The organism is Streptomyces sp. So13.3 (assembly GCF_005860785.2).
Classification (GTDB): domain Bacteria; phylum Actinomycetota; class Actinomycetes; order Streptomycetales; family Streptomycetaceae; genus Actinacidiphila; species Actinacidiphila fildesensis.
The window spans coordinates 6,904,514-6,921,977 of the sequence record NZ_CP048835.1; the positions used below are offsets into that span (position 1 = coordinate 6,904,514).

Annotated in this window: 16 protein-coding genes and 1 pseudogene; 11 read left to right on the top strand and 6 right to left on the bottom strand. The window is 72.6% G+C overall.

What is annotated here, in order from left to right; all coding sequences use genetic code 11:
- The first annotated feature begins 12 nt into the window (after positions 1 to 12).
- The 5 genes and pseudogenes from pgsA (at position 13) to C8250_RS43790 (ending at position 3,093) form a co-directional block, all read left to right on the top strand.
- A complete protein-coding gene (gene pgsA / locus C8250_RS30910) occupies positions 13 to 768 on the top strand; it encodes a CDP-diacylglycerol--glycerol-3-phosphate 3-phosphatidyltransferase (RefSeq protein WP_232485540.1) in 756 nt (251 codons plus the stop codon).
- Positions 765 to 1,325 (top strand): CinA family protein, encoded by a 561-nt coding sequence (locus C8250_RS30915; protein WP_138358946.1) that lies wholly within the window; start codon positions 765 to 767, stop codon positions 1,323 to 1,325. The genes pgsA and C8250_RS30915 overlap by 4 nt, the downstream gene beginning before the upstream one ends.
- A 94-nt stretch (positions 1,326 to 1,419) precedes the next feature.
- Complete coding sequence (locus C8250_RS30920; RefSeq protein WP_138358948.1) at positions 1,420 to 1,803, top strand: helix-turn-helix transcriptional regulator; 384 nt, start codon at positions 1,420 to 1,422, stop codon at positions 1,801 to 1,803.
- Positions 1,804 to 1,969: 166 nt separating this feature from the next.
- Positions 1,970 to 2,440 (top strand): DNA starvation/stationary phase protection protein, encoded by a 471-nt coding sequence (locus C8250_RS30925; protein WP_138358950.1) that lies wholly within the window; start codon positions 1,970 to 1,972, stop codon positions 2,438 to 2,440.
- Positions 2,441 to 2,810: 370 nt separating this feature from the next.
- Positions 2,811 to 3,093: pseudogene (locus C8250_RS43790) on the top strand (hypothetical protein).
- On the opposite strand, the gene C8250_RS30930 reads toward C8250_RS43790, so the two are convergent.
- Genes C8250_RS30930 through C8250_RS30940 form a run of 3 tightly spaced genes read right to left on the bottom strand, consistent with a single transcriptional unit; the run spans position 3,041 to position 9,394 of the window.
- Positions 3,041 to 3,838, bottom strand: coding sequence for an SDR family NAD(P)-dependent oxidoreductase (locus C8250_RS30930; protein ID WP_138358587.1), 798 nt, complete (start codon positions 3,836 to 3,838; stop codon positions 3,041 to 3,043). The pseudogene C8250_RS43790 and the gene C8250_RS30930 overlap by 53 nt on opposite strands.
- 32 nt (positions 3,839 to 3,870) lie before the next feature.
- Positions 3,871 to 4,671 carry a DNA-formamidopyrimidine glycosylase family protein gene (locus C8250_RS30935; RefSeq protein WP_138358585.1) on the bottom strand — a complete coding sequence of 267 codons (801 nt, stop codon included), beginning with the start codon at positions 4,669 to 4,671 and terminating at the stop codon, positions 3,871 to 3,873.
- 7 nt (positions 4,672 to 4,678) lie between these two features.
- Positions 4,679 to 9,394 (bottom strand): DEAD/DEAH box helicase, encoded by a 4,716-nt coding sequence (locus C8250_RS30940; RefSeq protein ID WP_138358583.1) that lies wholly within the window; start codon positions 9,392 to 9,394, stop codon positions 4,679 to 4,681.
- Positions 9,395 to 9,534: 140 nt separating this feature from the next.
- On the opposite strand from C8250_RS30940, the gene C8250_RS30945 reads away from it, so the two are divergent.
- The 3 genes from C8250_RS30945 to C8250_RS30955 all read left to right on the top strand — a co-directional run bounded on the left by C8250_RS30945 (position 9,535) and on the right by C8250_RS30955 (position 11,577).
- Entirely contained in the window at positions 9,535 to 10,401 is an 867-nt protein-coding gene (locus C8250_RS30945) for an AraC family transcriptional regulator (protein ID WP_138358581.1), read from the top strand.
- Positions 10,402 to 10,489: 88 nt separating this feature from the next.
- A complete protein-coding gene (locus tag C8250_RS30950) occupies positions 10,490 to 11,269 on the top strand; it encodes an AzlC family ABC transporter permease (RefSeq protein WP_138358579.1) in 780 nt (259 codons plus the stop codon).
- Positions 11,266 to 11,577 (top strand): AzlD domain-containing protein, encoded by a 312-nt coding sequence (locus C8250_RS30955; RefSeq protein ID WP_138358577.1) that lies wholly within the window; start codon positions 11,266 to 11,268, stop codon positions 11,575 to 11,577. Before C8250_RS30950 ends, C8250_RS30955 begins: the two co-directional genes overlap by 4 nt.
- Before the next feature lie 36 nt (positions 11,578 to 11,613).
- Here C8250_RS30955 and C8250_RS30960 read toward each other — a convergent pair whose 3' ends face one another.
- From C8250_RS30960 to C8250_RS30970, 3 genes are all read right to left on the bottom strand, one after another.
- Positions 11,614 to 12,531, bottom strand: a complete 918-nt coding sequence (locus C8250_RS30960; protein WP_138358575.1) for a hypothetical protein — start codon at positions 12,529 to 12,531, stop codon at positions 11,614 to 11,616.
- Between the two features lie 126 nt (positions 12,532 to 12,657).
- Entirely contained in the window at positions 12,658 to 14,037 is a 1,380-nt protein-coding gene (locus C8250_RS30965) for a chloride channel protein (RefSeq protein WP_138358573.1), read from the bottom strand.
- Positions 14,034 to 14,597: a potassium channel family protein gene (locus tag C8250_RS30970; protein ID WP_138358571.1), complete on the bottom strand. Its 564-nt coding sequence runs from the start codon at positions 14,595 to 14,597 to the stop codon at positions 14,034 to 14,036. The genes C8250_RS30965 and C8250_RS30970 overlap by 4 nt, the downstream gene beginning before the upstream one ends.
- Positions 14,598 to 14,735: 138 nt before the next feature.
- Here C8250_RS30970 and C8250_RS30975 point away from each other — a divergent pair, with 138 nt between their 5' ends.
- From C8250_RS30975 to recA, 3 genes are all read left to right on the top strand, one after another.
- Complete coding sequence (locus C8250_RS30975; protein WP_138358569.1) at positions 14,736 to 14,930, top strand: DUF3046 domain-containing protein; 195 nt, start codon at positions 14,736 to 14,738, stop codon at positions 14,928 to 14,930.
- Between the two features lie 54 nt (positions 14,931 to 14,984).
- Positions 14,985 to 16,130, top strand: coding sequence for an AI-2E family transporter (locus C8250_RS30980; protein WP_244809464.1), 1,146 nt, complete (start codon positions 14,985 to 14,987; stop codon positions 16,128 to 16,130).
- Positions 16,131 to 16,345: 215 nt separating this feature from the next.
- Positions 16,346 to 17,464: a recombinase RecA gene (recA, locus tag C8250_RS30985; protein ID WP_138358567.1), complete on the top strand. Its 1,119-nt coding sequence runs from the start codon at positions 16,346 to 16,348 to the stop codon at positions 17,462 to 17,464.

The following is a 17,464-nucleotide window of genomic DNA, read 5'->3' on the forward strand; positions in this document are numbered from 1 at the left end:
ACCCCGGACCACATGGGCGATCCTGTGGTCGGCCAGGCCGGGCTCTGGAACATCGCCAACCTGCTCACGATGATGCGGCTGGTGCTGGTTCCCGGCTTCGTCATGCTGCTGATCCACGACGGCGGCCACGACCCCGCCTGGCGTTCGTTCGCCTGGGCGGCGTTCGCCATCGCGATGATCACCGACCTCTTCGACGGGGAACTGGCCCGGCGCTACGGGCTGGTCACCGACTTCGGCAAGATCGCCGACCCCATCGCCGACAAGGCGATCATGGGCGCCGCGCTCGTCGGGCTGTCCGCGCTGGGCGACCTGCCGTGGTGGGTGACCGGAGTGATCCTCTTCCGGGAGATCGGCATCACGCTGATGCGCTTCTGGGTGATCCGGCACGGAGTGATCCCGGCCAGCCGCGGCGGCAAGCTCAAGACGCTGACCCAGGGCATCGCGGTCGGCATGTACATCCTGGCTCTCACCGGGCCGCTGGCGACGCTGCGGGCCTGGGCGATGGCCGCGGCCGTCGTGCTGACCGTCCTCACCGGGCTCGACTACATCCGGCAGGCCGTCGTGCTGCGCCGGGCCGGCCTCGCCGCGCAGCGCGAGCGCGCGGCCGCCCAGGCCGAACCGCCGGCCGAACCCGGCCTGCGGGCCGCGTCTGATCTCCGGGCCACGTCTGATCTCCGGGCCACGGTGGACGCGGAACCGGAGCACGGACAGGATCCGGAGCGCGAACAGCGGACCTCCCCGCGGCGGCAGAGTCACCAGAACGGATGACAGCTGCCGAGGTGTTGCGACTGCTCGACGGCCGGGGGCTCACCCTGGCGGTCGCCGAGTCGCTGACCGGCGGTCTGCTGGCCGCGGAGCTGACGTCCGTCCCCGGAGCCTCCCGGACCTTCCGCGGCTCGGTGACGGCCTACGCGACGGAACTCAAGCACGTACTGCTCGGCGTGGACGCCGCACTGCTGGCCGATCGAGGAGCGGTCGACCCTCAGGTGGCCCTCGAGATGGCCGAGGGTGTGCGGAGCAGACTGGAAGCCGACTGGGGCGTGGCCACCACCGGTGTCGCGGGACCGGATCCGCAGGACGGGCAGCCGGTCGGCACGGTGTACGTGGCGGTGGCCGGTCCCGGAGGCTCGGCGGTCGACCCGCTGCGGCTGGAGGGCAGCCGCTCCGGGATCCGTGCCGCCAGCGTGACCGCCGCACTCGCTCTGCTGGAGCGGTCCCTCACAACAGGGGTGCCGTCCCGCGCGACAGGGGTGCCGTCCCTCACGACCGGGGTGCGGGCGAAGGATAGGGAAGAAGACGGGGGCAAGGGATGTTTGCAGCCCTGAGTGAACACGTCATCGCTCCCCGCACGGCCGGTGCCCGAGGCGGTACGGTGGGGCAAGAAGGATCCGGATTCGCGGTCCGAGGAGGGAGCCACCGATGATCCTGCTCCGTCGCCTGTTGGGTGACGTGCTGCGTCGGCAGCGCCAACGTCAGGGCCGCACTCTGCGTGAGGTCTCCTCTTCCGCCCGGGTGTCCCTGGGCTATCTGTCCGAAGTGGAGCGAGGGCAGAAGGAGGCATCCTCCGAGCTGCTCTCCGCGATCTGCGACGCGCTGGACGTCCCGATGTCCGAGGTGATGCGCGAGGTCAGCGATGATCTGTCGCTCGCGGAGCTGGCCCAGTCGGCGGCGTCCGAGACTCCTGCGGCGCCGATGCGACCACTGTTGGGTGCGGTGACCTCCGTCACATCCGTGACGACCGAGCGGGTCACCATCAAGGCGCCGAAGGCGCCCGCTGAGGCCGTTGACGTGGTCGCGGCCTGAGCCGCCCGTCACTCCAGAAGTTCTTGCACCGGGACCCCGGTCGGCACTGCCGACCGGGGTCCCGCTCTTTTGCCAGGCACAGCGGGACGAGGCAGGGTAGGCGATACGGAGTTAACAGGGCTTAACGGACTATTCGTCAGGCCCGTCGCCAGTAGGAGGATTCCGCATGAGTGTCGTCAAGAGCCCGCTGTCCGAGAAGCACCGCAAGATCGTCAGTGAGGCGCTGCAGGGCGCTCTGGTGGATCTCGTGGATCTGGCGCTGGTGTCCAAGCAGGTCCACTGGACCGTGGTGGGCCCGCGCTTCCGCTCGGTCCATCTGCAGCTCGACGAGGTCGTCGACACCGCCAGGCTGCACGCCGACACGGTGGCGGAGCGGGCCTCCGCGATCGGCGTCACGGCGGACGGGCGGGCCGACACGGTCTCGAAGACCAGCGGGATCGACACGGTCACCGACGGCTGGATCAAGGACACGCAGGCGGTGGGCATCCTCATCGCGGCACTCGACTCGGTGATCGAGCGGATGCGGGAGCGCATCGGGACGACGGGGGACGCCGACCCGGTCACGCAGGACATCATCATCGGGCTCACGGCGGACCTGGAGAAGTTCCACTGGATGTTCCAGGCGGAGAACGTGTAGCGGGAAGCGCCGGCGCTGCGCTCGGCGGGCGCCTGTGGCGCTCGGGGGCGGTCGGGTGCTTAGGGGGTGGCGGCGCGGGCCGCTCGGGGCGCCCCAGGGGCCTCCTGCGCCCCGCGTGCCCCGGGCTGCGCGCCCCGCGCGCCTCGTACGCCCTGGTGCCCGTGGTCCTGAGCGGTCTACGATGGGCGGCTCGTCACGTTGCGTTGATGCATCGTCGCAGGCAGTGGCGATGCGCTGCTCCCATCGGGTGAACGTCCGGGCGGGGGCGGCGGCAGAGGGCTAGCGATCTTGGGAACCGGGCATCGCACCCTGGTACGGAGAGCCTCCCGGGGCTCTCCGCCGCAACCTCGGGGTTCCGAAGGAGGCGGCCATGCGCGTGCTCCAGCTCCAGGTCATCCGGAGTCTGTGGTCCCGCAGGGCGGTCCGCTGGACCGTCGCGCTGGGCCTGGGCGTCCTGTGGTGGTGGGCCGCGCTGCGGCTCGCCGTGCAGCCCGACCGGGCCGGGCCCTTCGAGAGTGCCGTGACAGCGGGCGGCTGGGGGCTGGGCCTGATACCGCTGCACGCCGTACCGCGCACCGCTGCCCGAACCCGGCGCGGCCGCTACCAGGGCATCGCCACTCCGCCGTTCGGCCGGAGGATCTGGCCGGTGGTGAAGGCCGAGGCGTCGGAGGCGAGGAAGAGCACGGACCCCGCCACGTCCTCGGGGGTGCCGACCCGCCCCAGCGGCGCCATCCGCACGAGCGACGCCTCGGCGCGCGCCTGGGCGGCCTCGTCGAAGGATCCGTCGGACCCCGTCCCGTAGTGGGAGGTCATCGGGGTGCGGATGAACCCCGGGGCGATGGCGTTGGCGCGGATGCCGAGCGGACCGAGTTCGGTCGCCAGGGTTCTGGTGAGCTGCACGACGGCGGCTTTGGAGACGCTGTAGCAGAGCAGCCCGCGGGCGCCGGTGTCGATCGCGCCGGAGGCCATCGTGATGATGCTGCCGGACCGCTGGGCGGTCATGGCGCGTGCCGCCTCCTGGGCGCTGTGCAGCACGCCCTTGAAGTTGACGCCGAGGACGCGGTCCAGATCGGCGTCGTCCGTCTCCAGGACGCTGCTGCTGTGCATGATCCCGGCGATGGCCGCCAGGACGTCCAGCCGCCCGTGGTCGCGGACCGTCTCGGCGACGGTCTCGGCGATCTGGGCCCGGTCGGTGACGTCCAGCTGCCGGGCGCGGGCGGCGCCGCCGGCCTTCTCGATCAGTTCCGCGGTCTCCCGCACGCCGGGGCCGTCGCGGTCCGCGCAGACGACGGTGGCGCCGGCCTCGGCCAGCAGAACGGCGGACGCGCGGCCGATCCCGCTCGCGGCGCCGGTGACCAGTGCGGTGCGTCCGGTGAGGTCGTACGCCTTCATGGGCATGACGCGACGGTACGACTGTATCTGACGGTCCGTCAATTATCGTGCGGGTGCGGACCTCGCTGGCAGCGCGGACACCAGTACGCGACGCGGGCCCGTTCCGGTGGTCCGTGCTGTCCGACGCGGACGGCGGTGCCGCAGCGCAGGCACGGCCGGTGCTTCCTGCCGTACACCCAGTGGGTGCGGCCGCGCCGCAGGTCCCCGGTGGTGATGTGGCCGGGGCGGGCCTTGTTCGCCTCCAGCAGTTTCTTGGCGAGCACCACCAGCTTCTCCGGCCCGGCCTCGCCGACCGGCGTCCAGGGGGTGATGCCGCGCAGGAAGCAGAGCTCCGACACGTAGACGTTGCCGACGCCCGCCAGATTGCGCTGGTCCAGGAGGGCCTCGCCGACCGGCCGGGCGGGCTCGGCGCGCAGCCGCGCCGCGGCCTCGGCCGGATCCCAGTCCGGGCCCAGCAGATCGGGTCCGAGATGGCCGACGACGCTGTCCTCCTCGGCGGTGGGCAGCAGTTCCAGCACCGGCAGCCGGTAGCCGACCGCCACCCGCGCGGGTGTCTCCAGCACGGCGCGGACCTGGTGGAGGGGGCCGCCGCGCCACCGGTCACCCGGCCCGTACAGATGCCAGGAGCCGTCCATACGCAGATGGGAGTGGAGCGTCAGACCGCCGTCGAAGCGCGTCATCAGATGCTTGCCGCGCGCGACCACCTCGGTGACGCGGCGGTCCGTGAGGTCAGTGGTGGCGAGCTGCGGCACGCGCAGGTCGGCGCGGACGAGGGACCGGCCCGCCAGGGCCTCGTCGAGCCGGCGTGCGGTCAGCCAGACCGTGTCTCCTTCGGGCACCTCCCCATCATCCCCGCAGTCGCAGACCGCGCGGAGTGGCGTGGAAGCCCGCGGTCTCCAGGGCGCGGCCCAGCGGTGAGGTGAGGGCCGACTCCCCGTTGGTGCGCTCCACGGTGAGCCGGCCGAGCGCGCCCTCCCGGACCGCCAGCGCCAGGGCGTCCGCGGCAGCGCGCAGCCGCTCCTCCTCGTCGGGCCAGGCGAGCAGCGTCTTCCCGCCGCGTTCCACGTACAGGGCCAGCTCACCGTCGACGAGGACCACCAGGGCGCCCGCCTTGCGGCCCGGCTTGTGGGTGACGCCGTCGGGCTGTGCCGGCCAGGGCAGGGCGGCGCCGTACGCGTTGGCGGGGTCGGCGGCGGCGAGGACGACGGCCCGCTGTCCGGTGCGGGCGCCTTCCTCGCGGTCGCGGGCGGTGTTGATGGCGCGGAGCCGGTCCACCGCGCCGTCCATCGCGAACTGCGCGGCACCGAGCCCTTCGACCACGTATCCCCGCCGGGTCTGGCCGGTCTCCTCGAAGGCCGACAGCACCCGGTAGGCGGCGGAGAAGCCGCCCTCGACGCCTTCGGCGGCGACCGCCCCGCGCGTGACCACACCATGGCGGTCCAGCAGGGTGTGGACCAGGGCGTGGGCGCGCAGCGTCGGGTCGGACTCCGGGGGCGGGACGAGCGACCAGCGGCCCGCCGTCGTCGGGGGCCCGGTGCGGGACGCGGTCGCGCGCGGCGCCCGGCCGGTGAGGGAGCCGTAGCGACCACGGGGGACCGAACGCGGTGCGCGGTGCGCGGTGGATCCGGCGGTGCGCCCGGAACCGAGCAGGGCGCGCAGCGGTGCCAGGGTGTCGTTGGTGAGCCGGCCGGACCACGCCAGATCCCAGACGGCGTCCGCCAGCTCGGGGTCGGACGGGGCCTCGCCCGCGGCCCGCACCTGGTCGGCGATCTGCCGGAAGAACAGCCCGTAGCCGCCGGACAGCGCGCCGAGGACGGCCTGGTGCAGCGGGGAGAGTTCGAGCGGCTGGGGCTCCTTGAGCAGCAGCGGCGCGGTGTCGGCGAGATGGAGCGAGACCCAGCCGTCCTTGCCGGGCAGCGCCCCCGCACCGGACCACAGGACCTCGCCGGAGGCGGTCAGCTCGTCCAGCATCGCCGGGGTGTAGCCGGAGACCCGGGACGGCAGGACGAGCTTCTCCAGCGCGGAGGCGGGCACCTCGGCGCCCTGCAGTTGCTCGACGGCACGGACCAGCCCGTCGATACCGCGCAGGCTGTGGGTGCCGACGTGCTGCCACTGGGGGAGGAACGTGGCGAGGGTGGCGGGCGGCACCGGTTCGACCTCGTGCCGCAGCGCGGCCAGCGAGCGGCGCCGCAGCCGGCGCAGCACCGCCGCGTCGCACCATTCGTGGCCCGCGCCGCCCGGCCGGAACTCGCCCTGGACGACACGGCCGCCCGCGGCCAGCCGCTGCAGCAGACCGTCCACCACGGCCGTGCCGAGACCGAAGCGCCGTGCGGCCTCGACGGAGGTGAACGGGCCGTGGGTGCGGGCGAAGCGGGCGAGCAGATCGCCGAGCGGGTCCTTGACCGGCTCGGTGAAGGCTTCGGGGACTCCGACGGGCAGCGCCGTGCCCAGTGCGTCCCGCAGCCGCCCGGCGTCCTCGACCGCCGCCCAGTGCTCGCCGCCGGCGATCCGGACCCGGATCGCGCGGCGCGCCGACTCCAGCTGCGCCGCCCAGCCCGGCTCGGCACCGCGCGCCGCCAACTCGGCCTCGGTGAGCGGTCCGAGGAGCCGCAGCAGGTCGGCGACGCCTTCGGCGTCCTTGACCCGGCGGTCCTCCGTCAGCCATTGCAGCTCCTGCTCCAGCTCGGCCAGGACATCGCCGTCCAGCAGCTCGCGCAGCTCGGCCTGGCCCAGCAGCTCCGCCAGCAGCCGGGAGTCCAGCGACAGGGCGGCGGCGCGGCGCTCGGCGAGCGGCGAGTCACCCTCGTAGAGGAACTGTGCGACGTAGCCGAAGAGCAGCGAGCGGGCGAAGGGGGAGGGCTCGGGTGTCGTGACCTCCACCAACCGCACCCGGCGCGCCTCGATGTCGCCCATGAGCTCGACGAGCCCGGGCACGTCGAAGACGTCCTGCAGACACTCGCGGACCGCTTCGAGGACGATCGGGAAGGAGCCGAAGTCCGAGGCGACCTGGAGGAGCTGGGCGGCGCGCTGGCGCTGTTGCCACAGCGGAGTGCGCTTGCCGGGGGAGCGCCGGGGCAGCAGCAGGGCGCGGGCAGCGCACTCGCGGAAGCGGGAGGCGAACAGGGCGGAGCCGCCGACCTGGTCGGTGACCAGCTGCTCGACCTCGCCCTTGTCGAAGGCGACGTCCGCGGCGCCGACCGGCGACTGGTCGCTGTCGAACTCGGTGCCCGCCCGGACCGGGTCGGCGCCGGTGTAGTCGCTGCCGGTGCCGTTGCCCGTGTCGTTGTCGAGCAGGTCGAGGCCCATGAGGTCGGCGTCCGGCAGTCGCAGCACGATGCCGTCGTCGGCGTGCATCACCTGGGCGTCCAGCCCGTAGCGCTCCATGAGGCGGGCGCCCAGCGCCAGCGCCCAGGGTGCGTGCACCTGCGCGCCGAAGGGGGAGTGGACCACCACCCGCCAGTCGCCCAGCTCGTCGCGGAACCGCTCCACGACGATCGTCCGGTCGTCGGGGATGTGACCGCAGGCCTGCCGCTGCTCCGACAGATACGCCAGCACGTTGTCCGTCGCCCAGGTGTCGAGCCCGGCCGCGGCCAGTCGTTCGCGGGCCTCCTCGGGCCCCAGCCGCCCGACCTCCCGGACGAAGGCGCCCACCGCCCGGCCGAGCTCCAGCGGGCGGCCCAGCTGGTCGCCCTTCCAGAAGGGGAGCCGGCCCGGCACCCCGGGTGCGGGCGTGACGAGCACCCGGTCGCGGGTGATGTCCTCGATCCGCCAGGAGGTGGTGCCCAGCGTGAAGACATCGCCGACCCGCGACTCGTAGACCATCTCCTCGTCCAGCTCGCCGACCCGGCCGCCGCCCTTCTTCGGGTCGGAGCCGGCCAGGAAGACACCGAACAGCCCGCGGTCCGGGATGGTGCCGCCGGAGGTCACGGCCAGCCGCTGCGCTCCGGGGCGGCCGGCGACCGTGTTCGCCACCCGGTCCCAGACGATGCGCGGCCGCAGCTCCGCGAAGGCGTCGGAGGGGTAGCGGCCGCCCAGCATGTCGAGCACGGCCGTGTACGCGGAGTGCGGGAGCGCCGCGAAGGGCGCGGCCCGGCGCACCAGGGCGAGCAGCTCGTCCACGTCCCACGTGTCGAGCGCGGTCATGGCGACGATCTGCTGCGCCAGGACGTCCAGCGGATTCGCCGGCACGCGCAGGGACTCGATGGAGCCGGTCCGCATCCGCTCGGTGACGACGGCCGCCTGTACGAGGTCACCGCGGTACTTGGGGAAGACCACACCCGTCGACACGGCACCCACCTGGTGACCGGCCCGGCCGACGCGCTGCAGCCCGGAGGCGACGGACGGCGGCGACTCCACCTGGATGACGAGATCGACCGCGCCCATGTCGATGCCCAGTTCCAGGCTGGACGTCGCCACCACGGCGGGCAGCCGCCCTGCCTTGAGGTCCTCCTCGACGAGTGCGCGCTGCTCCTTGGACACCGACCCGTGGTGCGCGCGGGCCATCAGGGGTGGCGCGCCCTGCGCGGCACCCGACTGGGCCATGATCTCGGCGGGCAGCGAGGTGTCGGGCAGCGGTTCACCGGTTGCCCGCTCGTAGGCGATCTCGTTGAGGCGGTTGCACAGCCGCTCGGCCAGCCGGCGGGAGTTGGCGAACACGATCGTCGAGCGGTGCGCCTGCACCAGATCGGCGATCCGCTCCTCCACATGCGGCCAGATCGACGCCCGCTGCTCCGCTCCCGCCGCGGGCCCGCTGTGATCCGCGACGGGGGAGCCGCCGAGCTCGCCCAGGTCCTCGACGGGCACGACCACCGACAGGTCGAACTTCTTCTGCGACGCCGGCTGGACGATCGTCACCTTGCGCTGCGGCGACAGATAGCGCGCGATCTCCTCGACCGGCCGGACCGTCGCGGACAGCCCGATCCGCCGGGCGGGCCGGTCGAGCAGCTCGTCCAGCCGCTCCAGCGACAGGGCCAGATGCGCCCCGCGCTTTGTGCCCGCGACGGCGTGCACCTCGTCGAGGATCACCGTCTCCACCCCGCGCAGCGCCTCGCGGGCGGCCGAGGTGAGCATCAGGAAGAGCGACTCGGGGGTGGTGATCAGGATGTCCGGCGGGCGGGTGACCAGGGTGCGGCGTTCGGCGGCGGGGGTGTCCCCCGAGCGGATCCCGACCCGGACCTCGGGCTCGGGCAGGCCGAGCCGGACGGACTCCTGGCGCAGGCCCGTGAGCGGGCTGCGCAGGTTGCGCTCCACGTCGACCGCGAGGGCCTTGAGCGGGGACACGTACAGCACCCGGCAGCGGCGCTGGGTCTCGGCGGGCGGCGGGACGCTCGCCAGCCGGTCCAGCGAGGCCAGGAACGCGGCCAGCGTCTTGCCGGAGCCGGTGGGCGCGACCACCAGGACGTCGGAACCCTCGCCGATCGCCCGCCAGGCACCGGCCTGGGCGGCGGTGGGCGCGTGAAAGGCTCCCGTGAACCACGCTCGGGTGGCCGGGGAGAACGCCTCCAGGGCGGCGGCCGGGTCCCCTTCCGGTTCCGGCTCGCCCTGACTGCTCCGTCGCGACATGTCCCCATCCTGCCCCGCCCCACTGACAACGGCCCCGGGACCCGCGTCGGGTCCTGCGCCGGTACCCGGGCCGGGAGCCGCACCGGGACCCGCACCAGGGCCGTTCCGCGGGGTTCCAGGCCCGGACGCAGAATGGGTTCATGGCACGACGCGAACCGGCACCCGAGCAGGCACGGCACTGGCAGCATCCGCAGCTGCCGGGCGTGGACCTGCTGCGCGCCCGGTACGTCAGCCACACCTTCTCCCGGCACTCCCACGACGGATACGTGATTGCGGCGGTCACCAAGGGCGTCGAGGGCATCGGCATGCCCGGCGGCGACCTCCGCGCGGGCGCGGGCGGGGTCGTCCTCATCAATCCCGAGACGCCGCACTCCGCGTACGCGGGGACCGAGGACGGCTGGAGCTACCGCGTCCTCTACCCGAGCATCGACGTGGTGGCGGCCGTCGCCGCCGAGACGACCGGCCGGAACGGCACCCCGGCGTTCACCGACACCGTCCTCGACGACCCGGACTGCGCCCGGCAGATCGCGGACATCCACGCCGCCGCGGAACGCGACAACGCGCTCGCGGCCGACACCCTGCTGCGGGTCGCCGTCGCCGGGCTGCTGCGCCGCTACGGCGCGGACCCGGTCCCGCCGGGCGCGCTGCCGTCCGCCGGTGCGCTGGCCGCCGGGCGGGCGAGGGAACTGCTCGTCGAGCGGATCGCGTGCCCGCCGACGCTGGACCAACTGGCCGCGGAACTCGGCACCAAGCCGTTCGCGCTGCTGCGCGCGTTCAAGAGCGCCTACGGGCTGCCGCCGCACGCCTGGCTGACCGGCGAGCGGGTGCGGGCGGCCCGCCGGATGCTCGACACCGGGACCCCGCCCGCCGAAGCGGCACTCGCGGTGGGGTTTACCGACCAGCCTCATCTGAACCGGCACTTCACCCGCATCGTGGGTGTACCCCCGGGCGCCTACCGGCGCGAACGCGCAAGAACGTACAAGACAGGCGAGGACCTCGCTCCCTAACGTTCGTGGAGTGACACGAGCAGCACACATACACAGTTCTCAGGCGGAGCCGTCGGAGCCGTCGGAGCGGTCGGAGTCCTCGGATGCGATGGAGTCTTCGGACGCGTCCGAGGCGTTGGAGACGTTGCAGGCGCCGGAACCTGCGACGAGGCCGACGTCCGCCGTGGTCCGTGACGCGCTGGCCGTCGGTGTCGCCGTCGGCCTGTCCGGGTTCGCCTTCGGCGTGACCTCGGCCGGGGCCGGTCTGACCGTCGCGCAGACCTGCGCGCTCTCCTTGCTGGTCTTCAGCGGCGCCTCGCAGTTCGCCCTGGTCGGCGCGCTGGGCGCGGGCGGCAGCCCGTTCGCGGCGGCCGCCGGTGCGTTCTTCCTCGGCGCGCGCAACGCGTTCTACGGGCTGCGGCTGTCGCAGCTGCTACGCCTTCCCCGGGCGGTGCGCCCGTTCGCCGCCCAGTGGGTGATCGACGAGACCTCCGCCGTGACCCTGGCGCAGCCCGACCGGCGCAGCGCGCGGGTCGGCTTCACCGTCACCGGCGTCACCATCTACCTGCTGTGGAACCTGACCACGCTCCTGGGCGCGCTCGGCGCCTCCGCGCTGGGCGACCCGGCCGGCTGGGGGCTGGACGCGGCAGGTCCCGCCGTCTTCCTCGCGCTGCTCGCGCCCATGTTGAAGGGCCGCCGAGAGCGCACAGTGGCCGGGCTCGCCGTCATCCTCGCCCTGGCCTGTGTGCCGCTGCTGCCCGCCGGAGTGCCGGTACTCGTCGCGGCACTCGCCGCACCGATCGTCCTGATCGCCGCACGCCGCGGGACGGCACGCGAGGACGCCGCCGATGCCACCACCACCGCACAGCGGACGGAGAAGGACCGATGACCACCTGGATCGCGATCGGTGTGACCGCCTTCGGCTGCTACGCGGTGAAGCTGCTCGGCCTCTCCGTGCCCGCCGGGATCCTGGAGCGGCCGCTGGTGAAGCGGCTCGCCGCCCTCGTCCCGCTCGCTCTGCTCGCCGCTCTCACCGCGCTGCAGACGTTCAGCACCAGCGAGCTGAAACTCGTCGTCGACGCCCGCGCGGCCGGGCTCGCCGCGGCGGCGGTGGCGCTGCTGCTGCGCGCACCGTTCCTGGTCGTGATCGGTGCGGCGGTCCTGGTGACCGCCGCCGTACGGGCCCTGACCGGCTGACCCGCTGACCGGCCGATCGAACCCCCCGACCACGTTTCAGATGATGGGGCGGCCGTAGGCGCGCAGTGTCCGCAGGGCCTCGATGGTGATGATCGGCCGCCACTCCAGCCGGGTGCCCGGCGCCCATGCGCGCCAGCGCATCGGCCAGCCGCCGTCCTCGCCCTGCTCCGCCGTCAGGAAGTCCAGCGACCGTTCCAGCTCCGCGTCGGTGAACCACTGCCGGGCCAGCGAATCCGGGCCGCGGGCGTAGTCGTACGCGAAGTGGTACTCGCCCGGCGCGTATCCGGCGGGCAGCGGATACCGGTCCGCGCGGTCCGGATCCAGCACCACCACCAGCTGCTGCTCGCGCACCAGCTTCCCCAACCGGTGTGCCGCGTCCCGTGCCCGCGCCCGGTCGGGGACGGCGTCCAGGAACGCAACCGCCGCCTCGACCTCGTACGGATGCGTCGCGTCCAGTGCCTCGATCGCCGCCCAGCAGAAGTCCGTGGCCCGGAACAGCCACGCGTGCCACACCCCGTTGTCGTGCAGCGTTCCCACCACAGGACCCGTCGCCAGCAAGGAGCCCTTCGGGGCCTCGACGACCTGGATCCACGGTGCCGCCGGATAGCCCCGCAGCGACGGATGCACCGCGGGCAGCGCCCCCTCCGCCGTCGACACCTCCGTCAGATACCGGCACACCCGCTCGGCCCGCTGCCCCCCGCACCGCCCGATCCCGTCGAGCACGCGCAACGCGTGCGCCGTGGGCAACGGCTGGCTCACCGGCCCCCGCAGATCCGGCTCCAGGGCGTGCCCGAAGCCGCCGTCGTCGTTGCGGTAGGCGTTCAGCGCGGTCTCGACCGCCTCGGCCGCCGCGTCCGACCCGTCGAGGAAGTGGAAGGTGAACCTGCGCTGCTCGAGCACGCGCGCGGTCTGCCACACGAAGTGCTCTGCGCGCGCGAGGGGAGTTCCTGGCATGTCCGCACATTAGGGCGCCTTCCCCGCAGTGCATACGCCTGGCACAAGGGAGCACCCGGCCGTGCGACCCCAAGCCCCCATGTGCGGGATCCTCCCGCCCCGAAGTTGACGATTCCGGCGGGCTCCTCAGGCCTTCGTCGGGTCGGGAGCCGATGCCGGGACCGGAGTCGGCGGTGCCGGCCCGGGCCAGGACGGCAGCAGCTCCGTGGTGACGAAGGCGACGACGGCCGCCAGGATCACGACCGGCATCATGGCCGAGCTGTCGAGCAGCAGGACCACGAGCACCACACTGCTGACCGGCAGCCGCAGGGCGCTGGCCGCCGAGGCCGCCATTCCCGCCGCCAGGGCCGAAATGAGCCCCAGGCCCGGAAGAGGCGCGCACAGGACGCCCGCGGCGGCCCCGAGGAAGAGCGCGGGGAAGATGGGGCCGCCTCGCAGGCTGCCGAGACAGAGCGCGTACGCGGTGCCCTTGAACAGCAGGACGGCGACGAGCGCCCCGATCCCCCAGGCGTGCGGGTCGCCGGCCATCGCGGTGAGCGTGCTCTGGCCCGACGAGGCGACCTCGTCGGGCGCGCGGTCGGTGATCAGCGCGTAGAGGGCGGCGCAGCCCGCCGCGCCCAGCGCGCACAGCACCGTCCGGGGGAACGTCCGTACCGGGACGAACGCCGCGGTCAGCCGGCCCGCGCCCAGCACCAGGTGCACGAAGGTGCCGATGGCCACGGCCATGAGCAGCGACCAGAGGACGTCCCCCGCGTCCAGCCGGGGAAAGGGGGTGGGCAGCTTCAGCGCCAGGCTGCCGGTCTGCAGCCCGGTCCACCGTCCGAAGCCGGTGAACACCAGCGCCCCCACCCCGCTGGACAGCAGGGCCGGCAGCATGACGGCGAACAGCTGTGGACCACCGACCCCCGCCACCTCGATGAGCAGCACGGCCGCGATCAGCGGGTTGCCGAAGATGGCCGCGATGGCCGCGGCGGCGCCGGCCGCGCCCAGAAGGGCCGTGCTCTGCGGGGTCGCCGCGCCCCGGGCGAGGTTTCTGAAGAGCAGCGCCAGGCCGCTGCCGAGCGCGATCAGCGGCGCCTCGGGTCCCAGGACCGCGCCGAACGGCAGACTCGCCATCGCGGCGAGCAGCACACCGGGCAGCGCGATGGGCGACGCGCCTCCGACGTGCAGTCCGGAGGCGGGGATGTGCCCGCCCCCGCCGGGCAGCCGCGTGGCGATCAGGCCGACACAGACACCGGCGATCGCGAGGAGGGGCAGCGGCCACCACCACGGCGGGGTGTCCCAGCCCCAGGCATGCGGGATATCGGCCCACAGCACGTGTTCCAGCTGGTGCATCCCGACGAGGAACCAGAACGCGGCAAGGGACACCGGGATGCCGATGAGGGCGCAGAGGACGAGCGACTTGAGGTAGCCCGGCGTCAGCAGGATGGCCCGCAACAGGTCCGGTTCCTCCGGCTGCGCCTCGCCGTCCGCGGCTGCCGCCGTCCGGGGTTTCGGTTCCGTCATGGGCCGTCCTCCGGGAGTTCCGACGGGGTGGGCGATGCCGTCCCCCGCCGCCGCAGCCCGATCCGGACCGCGCCGAAGAGAACTTTCGCGATCAGGCCCACCAGGATCAGATCGGCGATCATCTGCACCGTGGTCAGCACACGGCTGAGCTCCGTGACGGGCGAGATGTCCCCGAAGCCCACCGTCGCGAACACCGTGACGGTGAAATAGAGCGCGTCGGTCCGGTTCAGTGGCTCCGAGAACGATGCCGGCCGGTCCCTGGCGACCAGGAAGTACGTCGAGGAGAACAGCAGCAGGAACAGCGGCACGGCGGTGGCCAGCGCCTCGATGGCGCGCAGCCCGGGATACGCCGCATGAGTGACGGCGACCACCTGCCAGGCGATCAGGCAGCCGAAAGCGATCAGGCCCAGAGCGAGCAGAGTGGCAGTGGTCGCGTTGAGCGCGCGGTCCAGCGGCGCCAGGTAGTACAGCCAGGTGAGCAGTACGGCCGAGGCCGCAGAGCGGAGCAGACATCCCACCAGAACCCGCCGGCGCTGCCGCGTGATGGGGATGCCGCTCATCACCTCTCCTCACAATGGGCCTCGGCGGCCCTGCGGCCATTGCAACACCCACCCCAGCCCCCCGCACCTCGCGCTCCACCCCCCGCCCCCGTCCGCCCGCCCCCCTTCGCACCGCTCGTGGCGCGGGATACTGGGCGCATGAAGTTGACGGTGTTCTGGGAGCGGATGCGGGCGCAGTTCGGGGAGGGGTATGCGGATTCGTTTGCCCGGGATCATGTGATGGCGGAGCTCGGCGGGCGGACGGTGTGGGAGGCGCTGGACTCGGGGTGGGAGGCCAAGGACGTGTGGCGGGCGGTCTGTACGGCGATGGATGTGCCGGCCGGACGGCGCTGAGACCGCGGAGGGTTGGTCCCGGACTTTCCGCCCCGCGCGTTCAGACTGGGGTTCGTGTCAGGAACCGGCGAGAGCACCGTTCAGAAAGAGGAGCCACCGGCTCCGCGTGCGGGGATGCCGCGGTGGCTGCCGCGCGCGATGATGCTGGCGCTGGTGCTGGTGGGCTGCTTCCAACTGGCCGGCTGGGCGTTCCACCAGGTGACCGGGCTGCTGATCAACATCCTGATCGCGTTCTTCGGCGCGCTGGCCGTCGAGCCGGCGGTGGACTGGATGGCGGCGCGCGGGATGCGGCGCGGGGTGGCCACGGGGCTGGTCCTGCTGGGGGCGATCGTCGCGGTCGCGGTGTTCGTGGTGGCGCTCGGCTCGCTGCTCGTGGACCAGATCACGACGATCGCCGACAACTTCCCGCAGTACGTGAACGACGTCGTGGTGTGGCTCAACCAGAACTTCCACACGAAGCTGGACGTCGGGAAGCTGCAGGACAACGTGCTGCACTCCGACTGGCTGCGCAACTACCTGCAGAACAGCGCGGGCAATATGTGGGGGCTGTCGGCCACGGTCCTCGGGGGCGTCTTCCAGCTCTTCACCGTGGTGCTGTTCGCGTTCTACTTCGCGGCCGACGGACCTCGGCTGCGCCGGGCGCTGTGCTCGGTGCTGCCGCCGGCGCGGCAAGCGGAGGCGCTGCGGGCCTGGGAGATCGCGGTCGCCAAGACGGGCGGGTACATCTACTCGCGGGCGCTGATGGCGCTGGTGTCGGGCGTCGCGCACTACGTCCTGCTGCAGGTGCTGGGGGTGCCGTACGCCCCGGCGCTGGCGGTGTGGGTGGGGCTGGTGTCGCAGTTCGTGCCGACGGTCGGGACGTATCTCGCGGGCGCGCTGCCGATGCTGATCGCGTTCACCGAGGACCCGTGGGACGCGCTGTGGGTGCTGTGCTTCGTCGTGGTCTACCAGCAGTTCGAGAACTACGTGCTGCAGCCGCGGATCACGGCGAAGACCGTGGACATCCACCCGGCCGTCGCCTTCGGGTCGGTCGTCGCCGGTACCGCGCTGCTGGGGGCGGTCGGCGCGCTGGTCGCGATCCCGGTGACCGCGACGCTGCAGGGGTTCTTCGGGGCGTACGTGAAGCGGTACGAGGTGACGGACCCGAGGGCGCACGGGCCGCGGCGGCGGCCCTGGCTGCGGAGAAGGCATCGGACGTGAGACATCCGCCCGGGGAGAGAAGACATCGCACCATCGCCCCTGAGGCCCCGCGTGTCGCTTGACACGAAAATCGAACATCCATTCTCATGGGTGGTCCGGGCCGGTTATCCGCGGAGGTTTTCCACAGCTCGGAGCGACGGCCGGGCGCATTGTCAGTGGCAGGGACTAGCGTCATGGACGTGAAGCGATCGACTCAAACATCCCGGGTGGAGCCCATGGCAGGTAACGACCGCGAGAAGGCGCTGGACGCCGCGCTCGCACAGATTGAACGGCAGTTCGGCAAGGGCGCGGTCATGCGCCTCGGCGACAAGCCGAACGACCCCATTGATGTCATCCCCACCGGGTCGACCGCACTGGACGTGGCACTCGGCGTCGGCGGTATCCCGCGTGGCCGTGTGGTGGAGGTGTACGGGCCGGAGTCCTCCGGCAAGACCACCCTCACGCTGCACGCGGTGGCCAACGCGCAGAAGGCCGGCGGCACGGTGGCGTTCGTCGACGCCGAGCACGCGCTGGACCCCGAGTACGCCAAGGCGCTCGGTGTCGACACGGACAACCTGCTGCTCTCCCAGCCGGACACCGGCGAGCAGGCGCTGGAGATCGTGGACATGCTGGTCCGCTCCGGCGCGATCGACCTCATCGTGATCGACTCCGTGGCCGCCCTCGTGCCGCGGGCCGAGATCGAGGGCGAGATGGGTGACTCGCACGTGGGTCTGCAGGCCCGGCTGATGAGCCAGGCGCTGCGCAAGATCACCGGTGCGCTGCACCAGTCCAACACCACGGCGATCTTCATCAACCAGCTCCGCGAGAAGATCGGTGTGATGTTCGGCTCGCCGGAGACCACCACCGGTGGCCGCGCGCTGAAGTTCTACGCCTCCGTACGACTCGACATCCGCCGTATCGAGACGCTCAAGGACGGTACGGACGCGGTCGGCAACAGGACCCGCGTCAAGGTCGTCAAGAACAAGGTCGCACCGCCCTTCAAGCAGGCGGAGTTCGACATCCTCTACGGCCACGGCATCAGCAAGGAGGGTGGCCTGATCGACATGGGTGTCGAGCACGGCTTCGTCCGCAAGGCCGGTGCCTGGTACACGTACGAGGGCGACCAGCTCGGCCAGGGCAAGGAGAACGCCCGTAACTTCCTCAAGGACAACCCGGACCTCGCCGACGAGATCGAGAAGAAGATCAAGGACAAGCTCGGCATCGGTGTCCGGACCGTAGCCCCCGGCGTGGAGCCGGGCGCGGACGCGGCGGGTCCGGCGGCCGATCCCGCCAAGGCCGAGGTTCCGGCGCCCAAGACGGTGAAGGCGACCAAGGCCACCGCGGCCAAGGCCTGA

Coding starts and splice junctions, on each gene's coding strand:
- C8250_RS30940 (WP_138358583.1), bottom strand. CDS start 9,394: ATGTCGCGACGGAGCAGTCAGGGCGAGCCGGAACCGGAAGGGGACCCG.
- C8250_RS30915 (WP_138358946.1), top strand. CDS start 765: ATGACAGCTGCCGAGGTGTTGCGACTGCTCGACGGCCGGGGGCTCACC.
- C8250_RS30950 (WP_138358579.1), top strand. CDS start 10,490: ATGGAGTCTTCGGACGCGTCCGAGGCGTTGGAGACGTTGCAGGCGCCG.
- recA (WP_138358567.1), top strand. CDS start 16,346: ATGGCAGGTAACGACCGCGAGAAGGCGCTGGACGCCGCGCTCGCACAG.
- C8250_RS30975 (WP_138358569.1), top strand. CDS start 14,736: ATGAAGTTGACGGTGTTCTGGGAGCGGATGCGGGCGCAGTTCGGGGAG.
- C8250_RS30970 (WP_138358571.1), bottom strand. CDS start 14,597: ATGAGCGGCATCCCCATCACGCGGCAGCGCCGGCGGGTTCTGGTGGGA.
- C8250_RS30920 (WP_138358948.1), top strand. CDS start 1,420: ATGATCCTGCTCCGTCGCCTGTTGGGTGACGTGCTGCGTCGGCAGCGC.
- C8250_RS30955 (WP_138358577.1), top strand. CDS start 11,266: ATGACCACCTGGATCGCGATCGGTGTGACCGCCTTCGGCTGCTACGCG.
- C8250_RS30930 (WP_138358587.1), bottom strand. CDS start 3,838: ATGCCCATGAAGGCGTACGACCTCACCGGACGCACCGCACTGGTCACC.
- C8250_RS30960 (WP_138358575.1), bottom strand. CDS start 12,531: ATGCCAGGAACTCCCCTCGCGCGCGCAGAGCACTTCGTGTGGCAGACC.
- C8250_RS30965 (WP_138358573.1), bottom strand. CDS start 14,037: ATGACGGAACCGAAACCCCGGACGGCGGCAGCCGCGGACGGCGAGGCG.
- C8250_RS30925 (WP_138358950.1), top strand. CDS start 1,970: ATGAGTGTCGTCAAGAGCCCGCTGTCCGAGAAGCACCGCAAGATCGTC.
- C8250_RS30945 (WP_138358581.1), top strand. CDS start 9,535: ATGGCACGACGCGAACCGGCACCCGAGCAGGCACGGCACTGGCAGCAT.
- pgsA (WP_232485540.1), top strand. CDS start 13: ATGGGCGATCCTGTGGTCGGCCAGGCCGGGCTCTGGAACATCGCCAAC.